Annotated in this window: 19 protein-coding genes and 1 other annotated feature (1 of these 20 running past the window's edge); all 19 genes read left to right on the forward strand. The window is 47.3% G+C overall.

All coding sequences use genetic code 11. The features are described 5' to 3' along the window. The first annotated feature begins 369 nt into the window (after window positions 1-369). A complete protein-coding gene (gene spoVAC / locus ACFQ3J_RS00535) occupies window positions 370-876 on the forward strand; it encodes a stage V sporulation protein AC (RefSeq protein ID WP_091159264.1) in 507 nt (168 codons plus the stop codon). After that, on the forward strand, window positions 873-1,892 hold the full coding sequence (gene spoVAD / locus ACFQ3J_RS00540; protein WP_091158702.1) for a stage V sporulation protein AD: 1,020 nt from the start codon (window positions 873-875) through the stop codon (window positions 1,890-1,892). Before spoVAC ends, spoVAD begins: the two co-directional genes overlap by 4 nt. Before the next feature lie 3 nt (window positions 1,893-1,895). After that, window positions 1,896-2,246 carry a stage V sporulation protein AE gene (spoVAE, locus tag ACFQ3J_RS00545; protein ID WP_091158700.1) on the forward strand — a complete coding sequence of 117 codons (351 nt, stop codon included), beginning with the start codon at window positions 1,896-1,898 and terminating at the stop codon, window positions 2,244-2,246. Window positions 2,247-2,502: 256 nt separating this feature from the next. After that, complete coding sequence (locus ACFQ3J_RS00550) at window positions 2,503-3,459, forward strand: AAA family ATPase (protein WP_091158698.1); 957 nt, start codon at window positions 2,503-2,505, stop codon at window positions 3,457-3,459. Between the two features lie 5 nt (window positions 3,460-3,464). After that, window positions 3,465-4,712 (forward strand): DUF58 domain-containing protein, encoded by a 1,248-nt coding sequence (locus ACFQ3J_RS00555; RefSeq protein WP_251580768.1) that lies wholly within the window; start codon window positions 3,465-3,467, stop codon window positions 4,710-4,712. After that, the gene (locus ACFQ3J_RS00560; protein WP_251580769.1) at window positions 4,709-6,922 is read left to right on the forward strand and encodes a DUF4129 domain-containing transglutaminase family protein; all 2,214 of its coding nucleotides are present in this window, start codon (window positions 4,709-4,711) and stop codon (window positions 6,920-6,922) included. The genes ACFQ3J_RS00555 and ACFQ3J_RS00560 overlap by 4 nt, the downstream gene beginning before the upstream one ends. Before the next feature lie 80 nt (window positions 6,923-7,002). Next, complete coding sequence (locus ACFQ3J_RS00565) at window positions 7,003-7,530, forward strand: YqeG family HAD IIIA-type phosphatase (RefSeq protein WP_091159260.1); 528 nt, start codon at window positions 7,003-7,005, stop codon at window positions 7,528-7,530. After that, window positions 7,527-8,648: a ribosome biogenesis GTPase YqeH gene (yqeH, locus tag ACFQ3J_RS00570; protein ID WP_251580770.1), complete on the forward strand. Its 1,122-nt coding sequence runs from the start codon at window positions 7,527-7,529 to the stop codon at window positions 8,646-8,648. Before ACFQ3J_RS00565 ends, yqeH begins: the two co-directional genes overlap by 4 nt. A gap of 58 nt (window positions 8,649-8,706) precedes the next feature. Continuing rightward, window positions 8,707-9,576, forward strand: a complete 870-nt coding sequence (aroE, locus tag ACFQ3J_RS00575; protein ID WP_251580771.1) for a shikimate dehydrogenase — start codon at window positions 8,707-8,709, stop codon at window positions 9,574-9,576. Between the two features lie 42 nt (window positions 9,577-9,618). Next, window positions 9,619-9,909 carry a ribosome assembly RNA-binding protein YhbY gene (gene yhbY / locus ACFQ3J_RS00580; RefSeq protein ID WP_091158691.1) on the forward strand — a complete coding sequence of 97 codons (291 nt, stop codon included), beginning with the start codon at window positions 9,619-9,621 and terminating at the stop codon, window positions 9,907-9,909. 44 nt (window positions 9,910-9,953) lie between these two features. Further along, complete coding sequence (gene nadD, locus ACFQ3J_RS00585; protein ID WP_091158690.1) at window positions 9,954-10,547, forward strand: nicotinate-nucleotide adenylyltransferase; 594 nt, start codon at window positions 9,954-9,956, stop codon at window positions 10,545-10,547. Next, on the forward strand, window positions 10,528-11,130 hold the full coding sequence (yqeK, locus tag ACFQ3J_RS00590; RefSeq protein ID WP_251580772.1) for a bis(5'-nucleosyl)-tetraphosphatase (symmetrical) YqeK: 603 nt from the start codon (window positions 10,528-10,530) through the stop codon (window positions 11,128-11,130). Before nadD ends, yqeK begins: the two co-directional genes overlap by 20 nt. A 3-nt stretch (window positions 11,131-11,133) precedes the next feature. Further along, window positions 11,134-11,481, forward strand: coding sequence for a ribosome silencing factor (gene rsfS / locus ACFQ3J_RS00595; RefSeq protein ID WP_091158687.1), 348 nt, complete (start codon window positions 11,134-11,136; stop codon window positions 11,479-11,481). Further along, window positions 11,478-12,374 carry a CvfB family protein gene (locus ACFQ3J_RS00600; RefSeq protein ID WP_091158685.1) on the forward strand — a complete coding sequence of 299 codons (897 nt, stop codon included), beginning with the start codon at window positions 11,478-11,480 and terminating at the stop codon, window positions 12,372-12,374. Before rsfS ends, ACFQ3J_RS00600 begins: the two co-directional genes overlap by 4 nt. 290 nt (window positions 12,375-12,664) lie before the next feature. Then, window positions 12,665-13,441: a class I SAM-dependent DNA methyltransferase gene (locus ACFQ3J_RS00605; protein WP_251580773.1), complete on the forward strand. Its 777-nt coding sequence runs from the start codon at window positions 12,665-12,667 to the stop codon at window positions 13,439-13,441. 101 nt (window positions 13,442-13,542) lie between these two features. Beyond that, window positions 13,543-15,297 (forward strand): LytS/YhcK type 5TM receptor domain-containing protein, encoded by a 1,755-nt coding sequence (locus ACFQ3J_RS00610; protein WP_251580774.1) that lies wholly within the window; start codon window positions 13,543-13,545, stop codon window positions 15,295-15,297. A gap of 19 nt (window positions 15,298-15,316) precedes the next feature. Continuing rightward, on the forward strand, window positions 15,317-16,060 hold the full coding sequence (locus ACFQ3J_RS00615) for a LytR/AlgR family response regulator transcription factor (protein WP_091158680.1): 744 nt from the start codon (window positions 15,317-15,319) through the stop codon (window positions 16,058-16,060). Between the two features lie 165 nt (window positions 16,061-16,225). Further along, window positions 16,226-17,677 (forward strand): carbon starvation CstA family protein, encoded by a 1,452-nt coding sequence (locus ACFQ3J_RS00620; protein ID WP_091158679.1) that lies wholly within the window; start codon window positions 16,226-16,228, stop codon window positions 17,675-17,677. A gap of 242 nt (window positions 17,678-17,919) precedes the next feature. Then, a complete protein-coding gene (locus ACFQ3J_RS00625; RefSeq protein WP_251580775.1) occupies window positions 17,920-19,614 on the forward strand; it encodes a M3 family oligoendopeptidase in 1,695 nt (564 codons plus the stop codon). Window positions 19,615-19,671: 57 nt separating this feature from the next. Continuing rightward, window positions 19,672-19,913 (forward strand) — a binding site (T-box leader) (it continues 2 nt past the right edge of the window).

Below are 19,913 nucleotides of genomic sequence, written 5' to 3' on the forward strand. Positions count from 1 at the left end.
ATGAAGCTGACTCACATGACTAGCGCCCAGTGCATATACTGAAATGCATAGCTTTATGAAACCATAAAATCAGCCGGACTTATGAAGGGAGTATGCGATCGATATGGACCCTCATGTACGAAAAGGAATAATTATGCTCTGCGTATTGTTTATTTTAACTGTTTTTTTGCTTTTTTATAAATAACGCTGGATCGAATCAATTTTCAGCAAAATAAATGTGACTCCCCCAGGCTCTGCTGCACATAAGGCTACAAGAAAGGATGATTTACCATTCATAACATTTGCGGGCTTTAACCATAATTAAATTATCCTCGGTAAACAATGTGAAGACCCGAGCGAAATTTAAGACGGTTAGAGGGGGTGTCAACGATTCCAGATCAATCTCAATCTCAAGATACTAGCTCAAATACTCCATCGTTATCCCTTGATACGAAGGAATACAAGAAAATTGCCAAAAATCATGAACCGCCAAGAGCAGTATTGACAAACTGTATTAAAGCTTTTTTTGTAGGTGGTTTTATCTGCTTCATCGGTCAATGTATTCAGCAGGCTTTTGTTGCAGGACTCGATATGAGCACGAAGGAAGCAGCGAGTCCGACCGTTGCGGTTATGATTCTGATCTCCATTATTCTAACCTGCTTCGGTGTATACGATAAGATCTCGCAATTTGCGGGAGCGGGCACCGCGGTTCCTGTTACAGGATTTGCGAACTCCATGTGCTCCGCTGCACTTGAGCATCGGGCTGAAGGACTGGTGCTGGGGGTTGGTGCCAACATGTTCAAGCTGGCTGGCTCAGTCATCGTGTTTGGTGTCGTTGCTGCATTTATTATAGGTATAATCTACGCTTGCCTTGGATTCGGAGGATACCATCTATGAAAAGAGTCGGAGGACAAACCTGGGAATTTGAGAACAAGCCGCGGATAATCGGTACATCCAGCGTTGTGGGACCTGAAGAAGGAGAGGGACCGCTGGCCGAGGATTTTGATTACATTTATGACAACTTGCAAATCGGCGAGAAGACATGGGAAAAAGCGGAACGCCGGCTGTTTGAGCAGGCTGCACAGATTGCTATCGCAAACGCAAACATATCGAAAAGTGAGCTGCAGTATTTTGTAGGTGGTGATTTGATGAATCAAATCATTAGCAGTTCATTTTCTGCGCGGCAACTTGGTGTTCCATACTTAGGTTTATTCGGTGCATGCTCGACGTCCATGGAGAGTCTTGCGCTGGCTTCCTTGATTGTGGATTCAGGAGGCGGAGACTACGTTCTGGCTGGTACCTCAAGCCATAACTGCACGGTTGAGAAGCAGTTCCGCTTTCCAACGGAATATGGGGCTCAAAAGCCCCCAACTGCGCAAAATACAGTAACAGGCTCTGGCTGCGCCATTATCAGCAAGACGGGAAGCGGACCTGTCGTTCGCCGCGCCACGATTGGACGAGTTATGGATCTAGGTATTAAAGATCCTTATAACATGGGAGCAGCGATGGCGCCTGCAGCAGCGGACACGCTCATTTCTCATTTTCGGGATACAGGACTCGAGCCTGGATATTATGACCTGATCGTAACTGGCGACCTCGCTTCAGTTGGACTGCCTATTGCCAAGCAGCTGCTTCATAAGGAAGGGATACCGATGGAGCAGACGGAGTTCAACGACTGCGGACTTATGATTTATGATATCAACACACAGAAGTATGTATTTGCTGGGGGCAGCGGCTGCGGCTGTTCTGCTACAGTAACGTATGGTCATTTAATAAAAAGAATCAAAAAAGGGGAATTAAATAAAGTATTGGTTGTTGCCACAGGCGCTTTATTATCTCCTTTGTCTTATCAGCAGGGCGAAACGATACCTTGTATCGCTCATGCCGTAGCAATTGAGAGAGGGGAGGAATAAAACATGCAGTTTCTATGGGCTTTTATTATTGGTGGACTGATCTGCGTGATCGGACAATTAATGTTCGATGTACTCAAGCTGACTCCTGCACATACGATGAGTACGCTGGTCGTATCGGGTGCGGTTATGGATGCGGTAGGCTGGTATGATCCTTTAGTGAAGTTTGCCGGCGCCGGCGCTTCGATACCGATTACGAGCTTTGGCAACTCGCTTGTTCATGGAGCTCTGACCGAACTGGAGCGAGATGGTTGGCTCGGTGTAATCACGGGGGTGTTCAACCTCACCAGTGCAGGTATATCATCGGCTATTATCTTCTCCTTTCTGGCAGCGTTGTTTTTTAAGCCGAAGGGCTGAGTTAATAAAATATGGTTAGTCATTAAAAAAGGCGGAGCATAAGTAAGAATGCTTCTCCTTTTTTTGTTGCTTAAGAAGGTTGAGTAAGTTACACTATCAAAGCTCAGAGTAAGGGTTTATGAAAACAAGAAAAGCCTATAGCTTCAAATCTAGCAATCATAATATGAAAAAAGGTAGAGCAAACATTGTACTTTCCCTACTCACTTCATGTACAATAAAAGGAAAATATACTGCCTATTAGGAGGTACATACGTACATGCCCGTAAGTAAGGAATCGATACAGATCATATCCGAAGTAAAATCGAATCTCGAATCTACTATATTAGGCAAATCTTTTGAAATTCAATTATTGCTCACAGCATTGCTGGCTGGAGGGCATGTTCTTATAGAAGACGTTCCCGGAACGGGGAAGACGCAGCTAATCAAGGCGTTAGCCCGCTCCATGCAGGGAGAATACCGCAGGATTCAATGTAACCCTGACATTCTGCCGAGTGATATTACGGGTGTCTCCGTTTTCCATCCGAGGGATGAGCGTTTTTATTTCAGACCGGGTCCGGTTATGACCAATATACTGCTCGCCGATGAGATCAACCGGGCCACAACAAAGACGCAATCCGCACTGCTTGAAGTCATGGAGGAGCGAAGTGTCACGGTCGATGGAGATACGTATGAGCTTCCTAAACCGTTTATGATGTGCGCAACACAGAATCCGATTGACTTTGAAGGGACTTATATGCTCCCAGAGGCGCAGTTGGACCGATTTATGCTCAAGATCAGCCTTGGTTATCCGGATGCCGCAACAGAGAAGTATCTATTGAAACGGCATCAGCAAGGACAACCTGTGGACAAGCTTAGACCTGTTACCCACATGGAACAAATTGCAGAAGTACAGCAAGAAATTCGAAGTGTTTATATGGATGAGGCTGTGACCGATTATCTGCTTGGAATTGTACGCAGTACAAGAGAGCATGCTTCGGTTCTGCTTGGGGCTAGCCCTCGTGCTTCCATCGCATTTATGAATGCAGTCAAAGCGTTCGCATTCTTGAACGGCAGAGACTATGTCATTCCTGATGACGTTAAGGTTCTTGCTCCGTACGTCATTTCACACCGGGTTGTGCTGAAGCCTGAAGCAAGACTGGATCGTATGAGCCAGGAAGAAATTCTTGCCCAAATTATTGAACAGAAGCACGTTCCTGTATCGATGGAGCGCTGAATATTATGCTGAAGTCAATTCGCTATCGCACAGGTCGATATACGAAATCGAGAGCATGGATCGTGCTATTCATCTGGATCATATGTTTATTTTATGTGTTGTTTCAGGGAGGCAAGACTTCCATCATGTTGTTTGGCATGGTGACCTTGCTTAGCATCTACTTGCTAATTGGCCAATTTGGCGGTGCGAGGAGAGCTGTGGGAACACGGCAGTTAACCTCCAGTGGAGAACATACGGAGCTGCTTCATGCAGGAGATCAGGTGCACGTTCAGCTCGGCCTTCAAATTCCAGGGCTGCTGCCGTTGCCTTACGTCATCGTGAGAGAAGTGCTTAAGCGTCATAATGGAGAATCTTGGTCATTTGAAGAAAGTCTCGTTCCGAATATGCGGGGCAGCGGAAATCTGGTATTTCTTACCCCTCCGCTTGAGCGAGGCAAATACAAATTTATGGAAACAGAATGTATTAGCGAGGATATCTTCGGTCTTATTGAGCATAAAGGGACGTTTAACGCCTACGGCAGTTTCAGAGTACTTCCAAGAACGGTATTTATTCCTTATTGGCAGCTCTACGATCAAAATTCCCGGCTGTCTGGTCCGCAAGCTGCACTCACACGGTCCCGCAGAGAGACAACGCAAATTAATGGAGTTCGAGACTATGTCTACGGTGACCGGTTATCTCGTATTCATTGGAATGCAACGGCCAAGACGGGACAATGGAAATCCAAAGAATTTGAACATGAGTCGCTGCCGAAGATGATTTTGGTCTTGGATGCGACTGAAGAGGGCTACAAGAGCTCGGAGCAATTTGAACTTGCTGTCTCTACTGCAGCCTCGCTCCTTGAATATGGCAATCGCGAGCGCTTAAGCATGGGGCTATGCACCATCAGCGATGAGACCAAGCTGTTCCTGCCTACGGACAGTCAGAACGAGCGACAGAAGATGATTCAGCATCTTGTCGATCTGGATTATACAGGCACGAGTGATCTTCTGCCGAGCATTCAGGATACAATTCGAACTTTCCCGCAAGGAGCGTTCTTTGTTCTCATCTCGCCGCTGGATAACGCAAATGTACTGGAATCACTTCGATATGCGGGTACACGCGGGATGACCGCTTCCCATATCCGTATCGAGCAGCGTGCGAGCCAGACGCAAAAGAGTGAATGGCTGTCGCTTCTGCGTGCACGTGGAATCAAAGGGTATGCAGTGTCTGATTTGCAAGAGCTGCCTTCAGCGATGGGAGGTGGAGGTCTATGAGAACATGGGCCGGCAAAGTTGTAGGGTCCTGGTACAATGCATTCGCCCTGTTATGGATTGTCATTATCGGAATGCAATGGGTAACTTACACGGAGCCTATCTGGTTTCAGGAAACGACCAGCTTGGTCGCTTTGACACTGATCGGTATCAGTCTTGTAGACATTATTTTTCCAATCAAGTCAGGATACCGCTTTGTTATTAAAGCAATCGTTCTGCTATTTATTTTATATTATGTGCTGTCGTCGTACTCGATCTTTATTCCTGACGAAGAGTCGAGCTGGCTTGTTGAATTCGTGCTGACGATCAATCCGTATATCTGGTTCTCATTGAGCACTTGGGTGATGATGGAGTGCATTATTCGGTTAGCAGTGAATGCCAAGCGAATTCTCGTGTTTGTCGGGCTAAACATTATTGCAATGGGTATTCTGGATTCTTTTACTTTCGCTGTTTTGTGGGAAGAGGTTGCTTGGATAGTATTTGCTGCAATGGGCTGGCTCGTGTGCCTTCATCTGCGCAGGTTCCAGCTTAAATTTCCACAAGGGTGGAAAAGGCTTAGACGTAATCCGCTCAAAGTAATCGCTAACGTTGTCGTTATCTTTGCACTTATTATTGTAGCAGGTGTAAATATGCCTGAAGTTCCGCCAGTCCTAACGGACCCTTATACGGCTTGGGTTAACTACCGAGGGGATATCATTCCTGCAAGCAATACTGCTGGGGGAGAAGGAGGACTTGAGTCCGCCTCAGAATCCGGATACAGCAGGGAGGATAACAGTCTGGGCAGGGGCTTCAATTATGACTACTCTCCTGTAATGACGATCACAACGACAGAGCGAAGCTATTGGCGCGGGGAGACACGTGATGAATATTCCGGTACGGGATGGGAAGAGCCATCGACTTCTAGAAGGCAGTTTGATGAGGTAGATTCGGGTAATGATTTAGTGAATGGTGATGGGGGCTCGATCCAGACGAGGGAGGTAACCCAGACGGTAAGCATGCTGAATGATGATGTTTACCCCGTGCTATTTGGGGCTTATGCAATTAGTCAGGTTCAGGCGATTAATGGCGGGACCGAGTTTAATCAGCTGGATTGGAAGAGCGGACAAGCAGAACTTCACTGGGATTCTAATCCAAGAGAATTAAGCTACCCTTCGACATATACCATTGTATCCGAGGTTCCCCTCGTTCCTGTTGAGAGACTGATTGAAGAGACTCAGGAAGACCTATATAGCAGCCCGGTGAACGATAACTACCTGCAGATCCCGAACAATTTTCCTGACCGTGTAGTGAGTCTTGCCGAAGAAATAACGGCTGATGCCGAAACGCCGTATGAAAAAGTCGGTTTACTGCAAGAATATTTAACAACTAATTTCTCATACACAAACAATCCCAATTTATCGGTGAAACAAAGTACAGATTTTGTTGACAGCTTTCTGTTCGAAATACAGGAAGGCTACTGTGATTATTTCTCGACAGCTCTCGTGATGATGGCACGCTCTCTGGATATTCCGGCAAGATGGGTGAAAGGTTATGCTCCGGGTCAAGCAGCCTTTGGAGAGGATACTGTGTTGTCCCAGGCAACGGGTAATACACCAACCCTGTCTTATACAGTGACCAATGCGGATGCCCATTCCTGGGCAGAAGTGTACTTCGGAGAGGAATATGGGTGGATTCCGGTTGAAGCCACTCCAGGATTCAATATGCCGCTGCTGACGGAACAGGTGGAGCCGGATCTTGCAGAGACACCGGAGGTCGAAGAAGCAGAGCAAGAAGAAGAGCTCGCAGAGCCTGTGCAAAATACAGAAAGCTCTGACTTTACGGTAAGCCCGGCTATCATTTGGGCTGCGGGTGCTGTACTTGCCGCTTGGGTTGGTTACATGCTATGGCGTAATCGTTTTTCTCTTCACTTCTATTTATTAAGACTTCGATTAGGCAAGCCGCTGACACCCGATCAGAAGGTGGTTATTGAGACAGAACGATGGATACGTTCATTTAGGCGCAAGGGATTCAAACGTGCAGAGCACGAGACGCTGAGGGAATCGGTCAAAAGATGGGAGTCCGAAGCTCCGCATGTAGCGGGTGAGCTTAATTCCTTATTGAAGCAATTTGAGATGGCAAGGTACAGCCCAGGCCATGTTGAAGAGAAGGAATGGCAAGACGTCCAGCGGATTGCCGGACAAATGAAAAAAAGGCTGAGAACGGCACGGGCGTAAGCGCCCCGTGCCCGTTTGCCTTTTTACTAACCGTAAAGATTATGTTATAGTTTGTCGTATGAAAAAACGAGGTGAACATGTTGTTTGAAATGTTGATGCCCAAGCTGCGGGTTGACACGGTATTTGATATTGATTTGGCTGCGCTCTATGAGCAGGGCTATAGAGGGATTATAACGGATCTTGACAACACACTTGTCGGTGCAAAGGCTCCTGAAGCAACGCCTGAGCTGATCGCTTGGTTTGAGAAGGTTAGAGATGCCGGCTTCAAGCTGGTCATCGTATCGAATAACAAGCTGACCCGTGTATCCACTTTTGCAACACCCCATAAAATTGAATACGTTCACGAGGCCAGAAAGCCTTCCAATATACCTTTTCGTAAAGCAATGAAAATGATGAATTTGGCTGAGGATCAAACGGTCGTAGTTGGTGACCAAATGCTGACGGACGTGTTCGGTGGAAATCGTCTGGGACTGTATACCGTCCTCGTGCTTCCCATCGCAATAGCGGATGAAGGATGGATGACGAAATTGAATAGACGGGTCGAGCGGATTGCACTGTCTCGCCTGCGCAGGAAAGGTTTATGGCTTGAGGAGGAAAAGAAAAAATGAATCATACGCATGACGGCCAAGGGAGATGCAGTGGATGCGGAATTCTACTACAAACAGAACACCCTGAATTGCCGGGATATACACCGATGAAAGCGCTGGATCGTGATCCTGTGATCTGCCAGCGTTGTTTTCGTATAAAAAATTACAGTGAAGCTTCTTCTGTGACCGTTGATCAGGATGAATTCCTAAAGCTTCTTAGCAAGATAGGCGACAAGGATGCGCTTGTCATTCATATTGTGGATTTGTTCGATTTCGAAGGAAGCTTGATCTCGGCGTTACAGCGTTTTGTAGGGAATAATCCTGTGCTTCTCGCGGTGAACAAAACAGATCTGCTGCCAAAAGTGACGAATTGGAACAAAGTACGCAACTGGGTACAGCAGCAAGCGAAGGCTCAAGGGCTTCGTACTGTGGATGTCGTACTCTGCAGTGCGAAACAGAATCAAGGGTTTGATCGATTGCTGGAAGCGGTAAATACGCATCGTGGAGATCGGGATGTATATGTGGTGGGTGCAACAAATGTAGGGAAATCTACGCTGATCAATAGATTGATCCGTGATTACAGTGATCTGGAGCAGGAGCTTACGACATCAAGATACCCTGGCACGACACTCGATATGGTGCATATTCCACTCGACGATGGAGCTTCTATTATTGATACCCCGGGAATCGTTTATCCTTGGCGCTACAGTGAGCTTGTATCCCGTAAAGATCTGCAGGCGATTATGCCGGACAAACCGCTCAAACCGAGTGTTTATCAGTTAAACAGCGGTCAGTCCCTGTTTATTGGGGGACTCGCTAGATTTGATTTCATTGAAGGAGAACACCAATCCTTCACTCTATACACGAATAATACACTCAAGATTCATCGGACGAAGCTTGAGAAAGCGGACGAGCTGTTTGAGAATCATGCAGGTGAATTGTTATCGCCTCCAACGCGTGAAGGTCTTGAGGAATTACCTGAATGGACGAGGCATGATATCCGAATTGCAAAAGGCAGTAGTAGCGATGTATTTATCTCTGGTCTTGGCTGGATTAAAGTGAATGGACAGACTGGAGCACTTGTCGCTGTTCATGCCCCTCGCGGAGTTCGTGTAATGGTTCGGCCATCCTTGATCTAATCGAGGCGAAAGCCTACAACGGAGCACCTTAAGAGTTTCATGGGAGGAAGGGATTTATATGGACTTGACGACAGAGGTTACCCGCCCCGTCAACGGGTATTATCTTCTCGGTGTTATTGGGAACCCTATTGCTCATAGTAAGTCTCCTGCGATGCATAATGCCGCACTACTGGAAGCTGGAGTGCAGGGTGCTTATGTTCCATTGCACGTGGAGCCTGAGAATCTCCAAGCAGCCGTAATGGGAATGAAGGCGATGAATTTCCGCGGATTCAATGTGACGATTCCGCATAAAGTGGATATCCTATCCTATATGGACGAACTGGATGAGAGTGCCCGGTTCATCGGTGCTGTGAACACGGTGGTCATCGAGCATGACCGACTCATCGGTTATAATACGGATGGTGTCGGTTATGTGCGCTCCTTGAAGGAAGAAGCGGTTTCTACGATTGAAGGCATGCATGTGGTTGTCATTGGAGCAGGTGGAGCTGCACGCGGGATTGTCTATGCCCTCCTGTTGGAACAACCTCAGTCCTTAACCATTCTAAATCGCACGGCGGAGAAGGCGGAGGAGCTGGCCAAAGATTTTAAGGTGCTCGGCAATGTAAATGGGTATAGTATAGATAGCGCGGAACAGGTATTGGCCCAGGCTGATATCGTAATTAACACAACATCGGTAGGTATGCACCCTCATACGGATCAAACGCCGGTCAGCATTCATCACATACCTGAAGGTATTGTTGTCAGTGATCTGATATATAACCCATTGGAAACCAAATTGCTGACAGACAGCAAGCACAAAAATTGTATTATTCACGGTGGTCTCGGCATGTTTGTATATCAGGGTGCCATTGCGTTTGAGCACTGGCTGCACGTACAGGCACCAGTAGAAGCGATGCGCAGAGCAGTTCTTGCCAGCTTTACCTCGTGAATTGAGAATAACGAAATGAAAGTTTAAGGAGCAAATATAATCATGTTAACTGGAAAACAAAAAAGATATCTTCGTTCACAGGCTCATCATTTGGACCCTGTTTTTCAAATCGGCAAAGGCGGTACCAATGAACATCTGTTCCGTCATATTGAAGAAGCGATTGAAAAGCGCGAGCTGATGAAGATCTCCATTCTAAATAACAATCTGGATGACAAGCATGAAATCGCGGAAGAGCTGGCAGAACATACAGGCAGCGAAATTGTACAAATTATCGGCAACACGATTACACTTTACAAAGAATCGCGTGATAACAAGCAAATCGTACTTCCATAACTGATACGAAGGTAACGAGTACAGTATAAAAAGGAGTTCACTGCATGAAAGTTGGAATTATGGGCGGAACATTTGATCCCATTCATATGGGACATTTGATGGCAGCGGAGGCGGTTAAGGATGTGTATAAGCTGGATGAGATCTGGTTTATGCCATCTCATATTCCGCCGCATAAGCATGCAGCGGGTGCTACCGGAGAGCAGAGACTCGAGATGACGAATCTTGCGACAGAAGAGTATGGGGATTATAGAGTGCTCGATGTCGAAATCGTACGCGGCGGCGTATCCTATACGATAGATACAATGGAGATTATTCGAAGACAGCATCCTGACATCAATCTGTATTTTATTATTGGAGCGGATATGGTTAATTATTTGTCGCGATGGGAACGAATCGAAGATCTGACGAAGCTGGTCACGTTTATTGGAGTAGGCCGCCCGGGCTTTGAGCTGCATCTGGATGATTTGCCTGATTTCTTACAGGAGCATGTGCTCCATGCCGACATGCCGCAGGTCGAAATCTCTTCAACAGGCATTAGACGCAGACTGGCGAAGGGGAGATCGGTTCGGTTTATGGTTCCCAAAGCGGTGCTTGATTATATTACAAGGAGCGGGTTGTATGCTGCAGAGCCGAGATGAACTGATCAAGGCCGTATCCGAACAAATGCCGCCACAGCGCTGGAAACATACACAAGGAGTCATGGAAACAGCGGTAATATTGGCAGAACGTTTTGGTGCTGACCCCCTCAAAGCCGATCTGGCTGCCATTTTGCATGATGTCGCAAAGTACTGGCCGGTAAATGAAATGGAGAAGGTTATCCGGGAAAACGGGTTGAATCAGGACCTTCTGCTGCACGACAAACAGCTGTGGCACTCTGAGGTTGGAGCATTTGTGGCCGAACGGGACTATGGAGTGACGGACTCAGAGGTGCTGAATGCGATCAGATGGCATACTTCCGGAAGAGTGAACATGTCTCTCCTGGATAAGGTGGTCTGCCTAGCGGACTATATAGAGCCGGGGCGTGATTTTCCAGGTGTGCATAATATTCGAGAATTGGCGGAGCATAGCCTTGAGGAAGCACTTCTCGCTGGCTTTGACGGCACCATTTCACATCTGATTACATTAAAAAAAGTGATTTACCCTTTAACCTTATTTACGCGTAATGATCTTATTGCCCAATTAAAAGTATCACAAAATTTTGCAAATCCAATTGGAGGTTGATCCATGACAGTATCATCTAACGAATTGCTTCAAATGGCGATTGATTCAGCAGACGATAAAAAAGCGATGAATATTGTTGCTCTGGACCTTAGAGGTATCTCATTAGTCGCTGATTATTTTGTCATTTGTCACGGGAACTCAGATACACAGGTTCAGGCGATCGCGACAGAAGTTCGTAAACGCGCGCAAGAGAAGAATGTAAAAATAAACGGAATTGAAGGCATGGACTCTGCCCGCTGGGTTTTGATGGACCTTGGAGACGTCGTTGTTCATGTATTCCATCGCGATGAACGCGAGTATTATAATATTGAAAGACTTTGGTCCGATGCCAAAGTGGTGAATACGGTATGAGTTTAATTGCAGGAACAGTCGTTACACTCCCGGTCGCTCGGGAAGTGTCGCCGTACGGTTATTTTTTGACAACGGGCAGTGAGGATGTGCTGCTGCATTATACTGAGCTGACACGCGAGATTAAGGTAGACGAGCAGCTGGAAGTCTTTATTTTTTACGATACTGAGGATCGCCTGGCGGCTACGATGAAGAAACCTTTTCTAACCTTAGGTGAGATGGCCAAGCTGGTTGTGGCAGACGTTCATCCAAGATTGGGCTGTTTTCTTGAAATGGGGCTGGGCCGCCAGCTGCTGCTGCCAATTCGCGAATTGCCGGAAATGAAAGAACTTCATCCTCAGGTTGGCGATGAGGTTTTTGTTATTATGGAGCATGACAAGCAGGGCCGGCTTCGTGCCAAATTGGCTGGGGAGCGTGAGCTTGCACCACTGGCCTTCCATGCCCCGACAACCTGGATGAATGAGTGGGTAGAAGCTACGGTGTACAAGCCGCTGCAGATGGGAACCTTCGTCCTGGTTCATGGCGGTGTGCTTGGCTTTGGTGCAATCGGCATGATCCACTCATCCGAGCGAAGCCGTCTCTTGAGACTCGGTGAGACGGTGAGGGCTCGGGTTACGCTGGTGCGAGAGGATGGCCGAGTGAACCTCGGTATGGCTCCGCGCAAAGAGATCGGAAGAACGGAGGATTCTGACCGGATCCTAGCCTTCCTGAAGGAGCGTCCGAATGGAGGGATGCCTTATTCTGATCAGACGCCACCGGATATCATTAAGTCCAAATTCGGCATCAGCAAGTCAGCTTTTAAGCGTGCACTTGGCAAGCTAATGAAGGACGGTCTCGTGACGCAGAAAGAGAACTGGACGTATCTTGCCGGCCCTGAAGATAAGCCGTCGGAATAACGAGAAGCTGGAGCTCTCTTGATGAAGTTAATTTATTTGAATGAATTTTATCTGAGACATTAAAGCTGTTGGCTGTGCATGATTTGAGTGAAGCGAAAGCTCTCACACTAAATCATGTAAGCTTTTCATCTGTTGCTCCTGCCGTCACTTTGTAAGGCAGGAGCAATCCCTTTTTGCCCCGTACTTGGGTGCAAAGGTTTTTTTAATAAGCGAGCATGAGTAATCAGCCAGGCAATCGCTTATTAACCTCAACTTTTACACTAAGTTTTATTATGAAAGTGGTGTCAAACATGTCCTATCGGAAATTTGCCTATGTATACGACGAACTTATGGAAGATATGCCATATCCGGATTGGCTGCGGTTTGCTAGAACGGCTTGGGAGAAGCATGGCATACCAAAACGCATTGTCGAGCTCGGCTGCGGCACCGGTTCGATTACGATCCCGCTGGTAAAATCGGGCTTTGAAGTGACAGGCATCGATCTATCTGCAGATATGCTGTCTGTTGCTCGGCAGAAGCTGGACGAGTCGCCGCAAGGAAACCGCTTTTTCCGAGAAGGCACCATTCGCTGGGTTCAGCAAGATATGCGGGATTGGGAGCTGCCTGAGGAGGCAGATACGGTCATCTCTTTTTGTGACAGCATAAATTATTTGCTCAAAGAAGAAGATATTGTAAGGACATTCCAAAAAACCTATGCCGGCCTAAAGCCGGGCGGTGTGTTCCTGTTTGATGTGCACCATCCTAATACGTTCATTCGTTATGATGAGGAGCAGCCCTTTGTGCTTGATGAAAAATCGATTTCTTACATATGGACCTGTGACTTTCATCGTCCGACGTATGAGATTGAGCACCATCTCAGCATTTTTACACGAGTCGAAGAGGGTGGAAAGGATCTGTACCGTCGATTCGAGGAAATTCATAATCAAAGGGCGTATGATCCGGTGTGGATGCAGCTAGAGCTGCACAAGGCAGGTTTCTCTGATGTACAGATTTACGCTGATTTTGAGTGGAAGCCTGCGGGAGAAGACGCTTCACGGTTATTTTTCGTTGCAGTTAAGCCTCTATGATAAATTGGGGAGTGTTAGATCATCAACCGAGGGTTCCTACTACAGGAGTCCTCGTATTTTTTTAGGCTGGCTGGATGTGATACGGAAATGGAGGGAAACCCTTGTTTGAACTGCTGATTACCATGACGGAGCGCATTGGTATCATCGTAACGATTGCGTTTATCGTGACCCGTCTGCGATTTTTTCGGACGATGCTGAGCCGGGACAAGTTAACTTCCGTTCAACAGGTGCACGCGGTACTGGTCTTTGGTGTACTGGGTATCATCGGAACCTATACCGGGCTTACGGTCCATCCTGATTCATTGGCGCTTAACAAGTGGATGCTTGAGGTATCCCAGGAGGAAGCCATTGCTAATTCCAGAGTGGTTGGCATCGTGATGGCCGGACTTTTTGGCGGATGGAAGATCGGGCTCGGTGCCGGGTTAATCGCTGGCTTGCACCGTTTTACCTTGGGAGGCTTTACTAGCCTTGCGTGCGGGCTTGCGAGTATATTGGCCGGAATTTTGGCAGGTGTGTTTCGCAAGAAAGGCGGACAGATCCGGTTCTCAAAAGCACTCTTTCTCGGAGCGTTAGCGGAATCCCTGCAAATGCTGATTATTCTGCTGCTGGCAAGACCGTACGAGCAGGCACTCAGCTTAGTCGGGTATATCGGTCTTCCGATGATCGTTGCGAATGGAATTGGGTGTGCACTCTTTGTACTCATTATCCGTTCTGTCGTTAACGAGGAGCAGAAGGCAGCCGCTCAGCAGGCGCAGACTTCACTCCGCATTGCCCGCCAGACGCTTGGATACATGCGCCAGGGCATGAAGATGGAATCGGCTGAAGCGGTATGCCGAATTCTGTTCAAAGAGGTTAGGGCGAGTGCCATTGCGATGACGGATCAACGTGTTATTTTGGCTCATATCGGGATCGGGGACGATCATCATGTTGCGGGGCGACCGCTGCAGACGGAGGTAACCCGGCACGTAATTGAGCAGGGCGAAATGCTCATTGTAGACAATGAGGAGATACATTGTCAGAAGCAGGGCTGTCCGCTCGGGGCAGCTGTCATAGGACCTCTAAAACAGGGAGGCCAGACGGTGGGGACTTTGAAATTTTATTTCCGCAGCAAAAAGGAGATCACACATGTAACAACTGAGCTCATGTCTGGACTCACCATGCTGCTAAGCTACCAGCTTGAAGCTGCCCAGCTGGTCGAAGCGAAAGAGCTCGCACGGGAGGCGGAAATTAAGGCACTTCAGGCACAGATTCATCCTCACTTTCTGTTCAACACGATGAATACCATTTTGTCATTAACGAGAATTGACGTGGTGAAGGCTCGCAAGCTGCTTCGGAGCTTGTCTGACTATATTCGCAAGAATCTGACAGCAGCCACTGCGGAAAGAGCAACACTTCTAGAGGAACTGCAGCATCTTCGCTCCTATTTGAATATTGAAGAAATAAGGTTCGAGGACAAGCTCACAATTCATTATGATGTTAAAGAGTCTGCTCTGCAGGCAATGGTCCCCGCGCTTACTTTACAGCCGCTTGTGGAGAATTGCATTCGACATGGCTTCCGTAACCGGACAGAGCATTGTGTAATTCACATTGAGATCACAGGTGAGCCGATGACTGGCGTATCAGTGCTGATCAGGGATAATGGAGAAGGAATTGAAGAGGAACGGCTTCAGCAGCTAGGCATACAGAGGATAGAATCCTCATCGGGAACAGGGCTTGCAGTGTTCAACGTATCCCGTCGATTGACTCTGATGTATGGTAGTGGAGCTTCGTTACAGATTAAGAGCAGTGAGCATAGAGGAACGGAAGTGAAGTTCCACATTCCATCCGTGACTACAAGCGGAAGATCAGACCCATGAAAGGCAGGAATCACACCTAATGACTGAGAGAATCAGAACTTTAATTGTTGACGATGAACGGTATAGCCGGGAAGAGCTTGGGTATCTGCTGGGGCAATATCCCTCAGTCGAGCTGGTGGGAGAAGCAGAGTCGGGAGAGCAGGCGGTCATGAAGGCAATTCAGCTGCAGCCTGATGTGGTATTCCTGGATGTCGAAATGCCTATTATGAACGGATTGCAGGCCGCGGAAGCCATGATGAAGATGAAGAGTCCGCCAAAGATTGTGTTCGCAACGGCTTACCCTCAGTTTGGGGTTGATGCGTTTCAAGTGGAAGCGCTCGATTATCTGCTCAAGCCGATAGACGAAGAACGCATGGCAGAGACCGTCAAGCGATTGGAGAGAACAATTCTTGCTCCACGTCAGGAGCTGTCTTCCCCAGTGCAAATCAAGTCTTGTGGGAAGCTATCCATAGAGGAAGAAGGAGAAATTCACTTTATTGACCCGGATGACATCATTTATCTATCCCGTGAAGAGTCCTATACGAAGATCGTCACTGTCCATCAAGTCCATCATGTGAGAACGCCGCTGAAGAACCTGGAGGCAAAACTCAGGCTCTACCCGTTCTTTCGCATTCACAAGAGCTATATGGTTCATATGAAATATGTAAAAAGGCTGGTTCCATGGTTTAACGGGGCATATCAGCTTGAACTGAAAGGCAGTAATGAGCTGCTTGCCGTAAGCCGCAATTATGCAAAAGCGTTCCGCGAAGCAATGGAATTATAACAGAACTGTGCGCTTTATTCTTGCATCACATCACATATCTGATGCACTTCATGGCACATTTAATGCATCTTATCTCAAGATTACGACATGTTAATCGTAAATCGCCCCATGGCTTACTCATTTATTTATACTTAATGTAAGCGATTTCATAAGGAGGCGGTAATTTTGATTACTTTTATCATATCAATCTTGCTGTTAGTACTCGGTTATTTCACGTATGGAAAATATATTGAAAAGATGTTCGGGGTTAAAGATTCACGTTCGACCCCTGCCTATGTAAATCAGGATGGAGTAGACTATCTGCCAATGAGCACAAGCAAGAACTCCTTGATTCAGCTGCTCAACATCGCAGGTGTCGGCCCGATTTTCGGCCCGATTATGGGCGCGTTATACGGCCCAGTCGCTTTTTTATGGATTGTATTCGGCTGTATTTTTGCCGGGGCAGTACATGACTATTTGACAGGCATGATCTCGATTCGAAACCGCGGAGCTCATTTGCCAGAACTTGCAGGCAAGTTCCTCGGGAAAGTCATGAAGCATGTTGTAAACGCATTCGCTATTTTACTGCTGATCTTGGTGGGAACCGTGTTCGTCACCTCTCCAGCGAGCCTGATTCATAACCTGATGGATGGACAAATCAGCATGTGGTATATACTTGTCGCCATTTTTGCCTACTACATTCTGGCGACCTTGCTGCCGATTGATAAAATTATTGGCCGGTTCTATCCGATCTTCGGTGCTTTATTGCTGATATCTTCAGTGGGTGTAGGAGCTATGCTGATCTTTAAGCAAGCCCCAATCCCTGAGCTGACGCTGGCGAACCTCCACCCGGATAATCTGCCAATCTTTCCACTGTTGTTCCTGACGATTACATGCGGTGCCTTATCAGGCTTTCATGCGACACAGACACCGATTATCTCACGGACGACACAGCGTGAAGGACAGGGACGTAAAATTTTCTATGGCATGATGATTGCAGAAGGAATTATCGCAATGGTATGGGCTGCAGCAGCGATGAGCCTGTTTCAAGGTCCGGTTGGCTTAAATGAGCTGCTTGCAGAAGGTGGCACCGGGCTTGTTGTAAGCGAGGTAGCGAGGGTGACGCTGGGTGCTTTCGTTGGTACACTTGCCGTGCTAGGCGTTATTGTACTGCCGATTACTTCAGGCGATACAGCGTTCCGAAGCGCAAGAATGATCATTGCAGACTACATCAAGCTGCCACAGCTTAGCATGAAGAGACGGCTGATCATCGCTGTTCCGCTCTTTATTATCTCTATCGTGCTTACTCAGATCGACTTTAACATTCTGTGGAGATATTTCTCTTGGGCGAATCAAGCAACAGGTGTGATTGCCTTGTTTGTCGGAGCGATGTACCTGTATGTCGCACGGAAGAACTTCTGGGTGGCCCTCATTCCGGGAGCGTTAATGCTGTACACAACAATGGTTTATATTCTGAATGCAGAGATCGGCTTCCGTATGAGCATGGATGCTTCGTATATAGCAGGAGGCGTCATTAGTGTCGTATTGGTTGTTGTTTTCTTCAGAGCTGCACAGAAAGCACGTGCCAATGAGCTTCCTCTGGATGTCGATGTTTCGGACTATAGCCGGGCAGCCTGAGCTTGCATGAACAGGTAAGTTATATTTTCTAATAGTAGGCATCGCTGCAGTGCGGTCATCTTGAGATGAGGAGCTGCGGCGGTGCTATTTTTATATTTTTCGGCGAAGTTAGATGTGGACAAGGAGAGATAGGTCATTTGTTTTTTAACCACTTATCAATTAATTTCATTTACTCCATAGAACTGGACAACCAATTGGGATATAATGGGTAGTAAAATCAAGAGAGGGCAGGTGTAACGTCGATGAAATTTAGTGAATATCGTTATGAAAGACCTGATGTAGCTCAGTTTGAACAAGAGTTTGGCATTCTGCTTACGTCGTTTCGCGAAGCGAAGAATGCTGACGATCAAGCCGAAGCAATGAATGAGCTCAACAAGCTCAGAGGAGCCGTAACCACACAGCTGACACTTGTCTCCATTCGTCATTCAGTGGATACCAACGATGAGTTCTACAAGGCAGAGAAGGATTTCTCCGATGAGACAACCCCCCTGTTTCAGAAATACATAACTGAGTACTATGAAGCTCTAGTCCATTCCGAATTTCGTCCAGAGCTCGAAGCCCGATTTGGGAAGCAGCTGTTTCAGCTCGCCGAGCTCGAGATCAAGACGTTCAGCCCTGACATCATCAGTGATTTACAGCTTGAAAATAAGCTGACAACGGAATACTCCAAGCTGATTGCATCAGCCAAGATCGAATTTGAAGGCGAGGAGCGCACATTATCCCAGCTTGTCCCATTTGGGGAATCGACCGATCGCTCCATGCGCAAACGGGCGGAGGAAGCACGTACCGCCTTTATGAGCGAGCATGAGGAAACGCTGGACCGGATCTATGATGATCTGGTTAAGGTAAGAACAAGCATGGCTATCAAGCTGGGCTTTAACAATTTTGTGGAGATGGGCTATGCTCGCATGAGTCGAATTGGCTATAACGCTGAAATGGTGGAGAAATTCCGGGCTCAAGTGCTGGAGCATATCGTACCCGTAGCCTCCAAGCTCAAGGAGCGTCAGCGTAAACGGATCGGCGTAGATAAGCTCTATTACTATGACGAGAATGTAGTCTTCCCTACAGGGAATGCAACGCCTAAGGGTGATCCGGAATGGATTGTCCAGAACGGGAAGAAGATGTATGATGAGCTGTCACCGGAGATGGGTGAATTTTTCAACTTTATGCTGGACAATGAGCTGATGGATCTGGTCAGCAAAAAAGGAAAGCGCAGCGGCGGATATTGCACGTTCATCTCAGACTACAAAGCACCGTTTATCTTCTCGAACTTTAACGGAACATCCGGAGATATTGACGTTCTGACCCACGAGGCAGGCCACGCGTTCCAGGTGTATCAGAGCCGTGAGCTTGGAGTTCCTGAGTATATGTTCCCCACACATGAAGCAGCCGAAATTCATTCCATGAGTATGGAATTCTTTACTTGGCCATGGATGGATTTGTTCTTCGAGCATGAAGTGGACAAATACCGCTTCGAGCATCTCGCAAGCGGCCTTATCTTTATTCCTTACGGTGTTTCGGTCGATGAATTCCAGCATTTCGTCTATGCCAATCCAGATGCGACTCCAGTAGAACGGAAGCAGGCATGGCGTGAGATCGAACGGAAGTATCTGCCGCACCGTAACTACGAGAACAACAGTTATCTGGAGCAAGGGGGCTTCTGGCATAAACAAGGACACATCTTCAGCTCTCCGTTTTACTATATTGATTACACGCTAGCTCAAATCTGTGCGTTCCAGTTCTGGAAGCGCTCGAGAGAGGATTATGCTGCTGCATGGGCTGATTATTTGAATCTATGTCGTCAAGGAGGAAGCAAATCCTTTACAGAGCTGGTGGCCATTGCGGGCTTGATCTCTCCATTTGAAGAAGGCTGTGTCACCTCGGTGATCGGAACGATTGAGGAATGGCTTGACAATGTGGATGATACGGCACTGTAAAGCGTCAAAATTTGACTTTATGCTTGTCCTTCTTGTATAATGATTCCGATTATTATTGAAATTTCGATGAAGAGGAATAGTAGTAGAGCCTGTGTATTTCAGAGAGCCAGCGGTTGGTGCAAGCTGGTTGCCGGAGCACTATGAACTCGCCTTGGAGATATGAGGTTAAGCTAATTATTCAGTATTTGGTAAGCCTCATCGGTTCACCGCCGTTACAGGGTGCTTAAGGGAGTGGACGACGAAGCACGTATGTCCGCTAACTAGGGTGGTACCACGGGAATTACAACCTCTCGTCCCTA

Origin of the sequence: Paenibacillus provencensis (assembly GCF_042678545.1) — a bacterium.
GTDB lineage: Bacteria > Bacillota > Bacilli > Paenibacillales > Paenibacillaceae > Paenibacillus > Paenibacillus provencensis.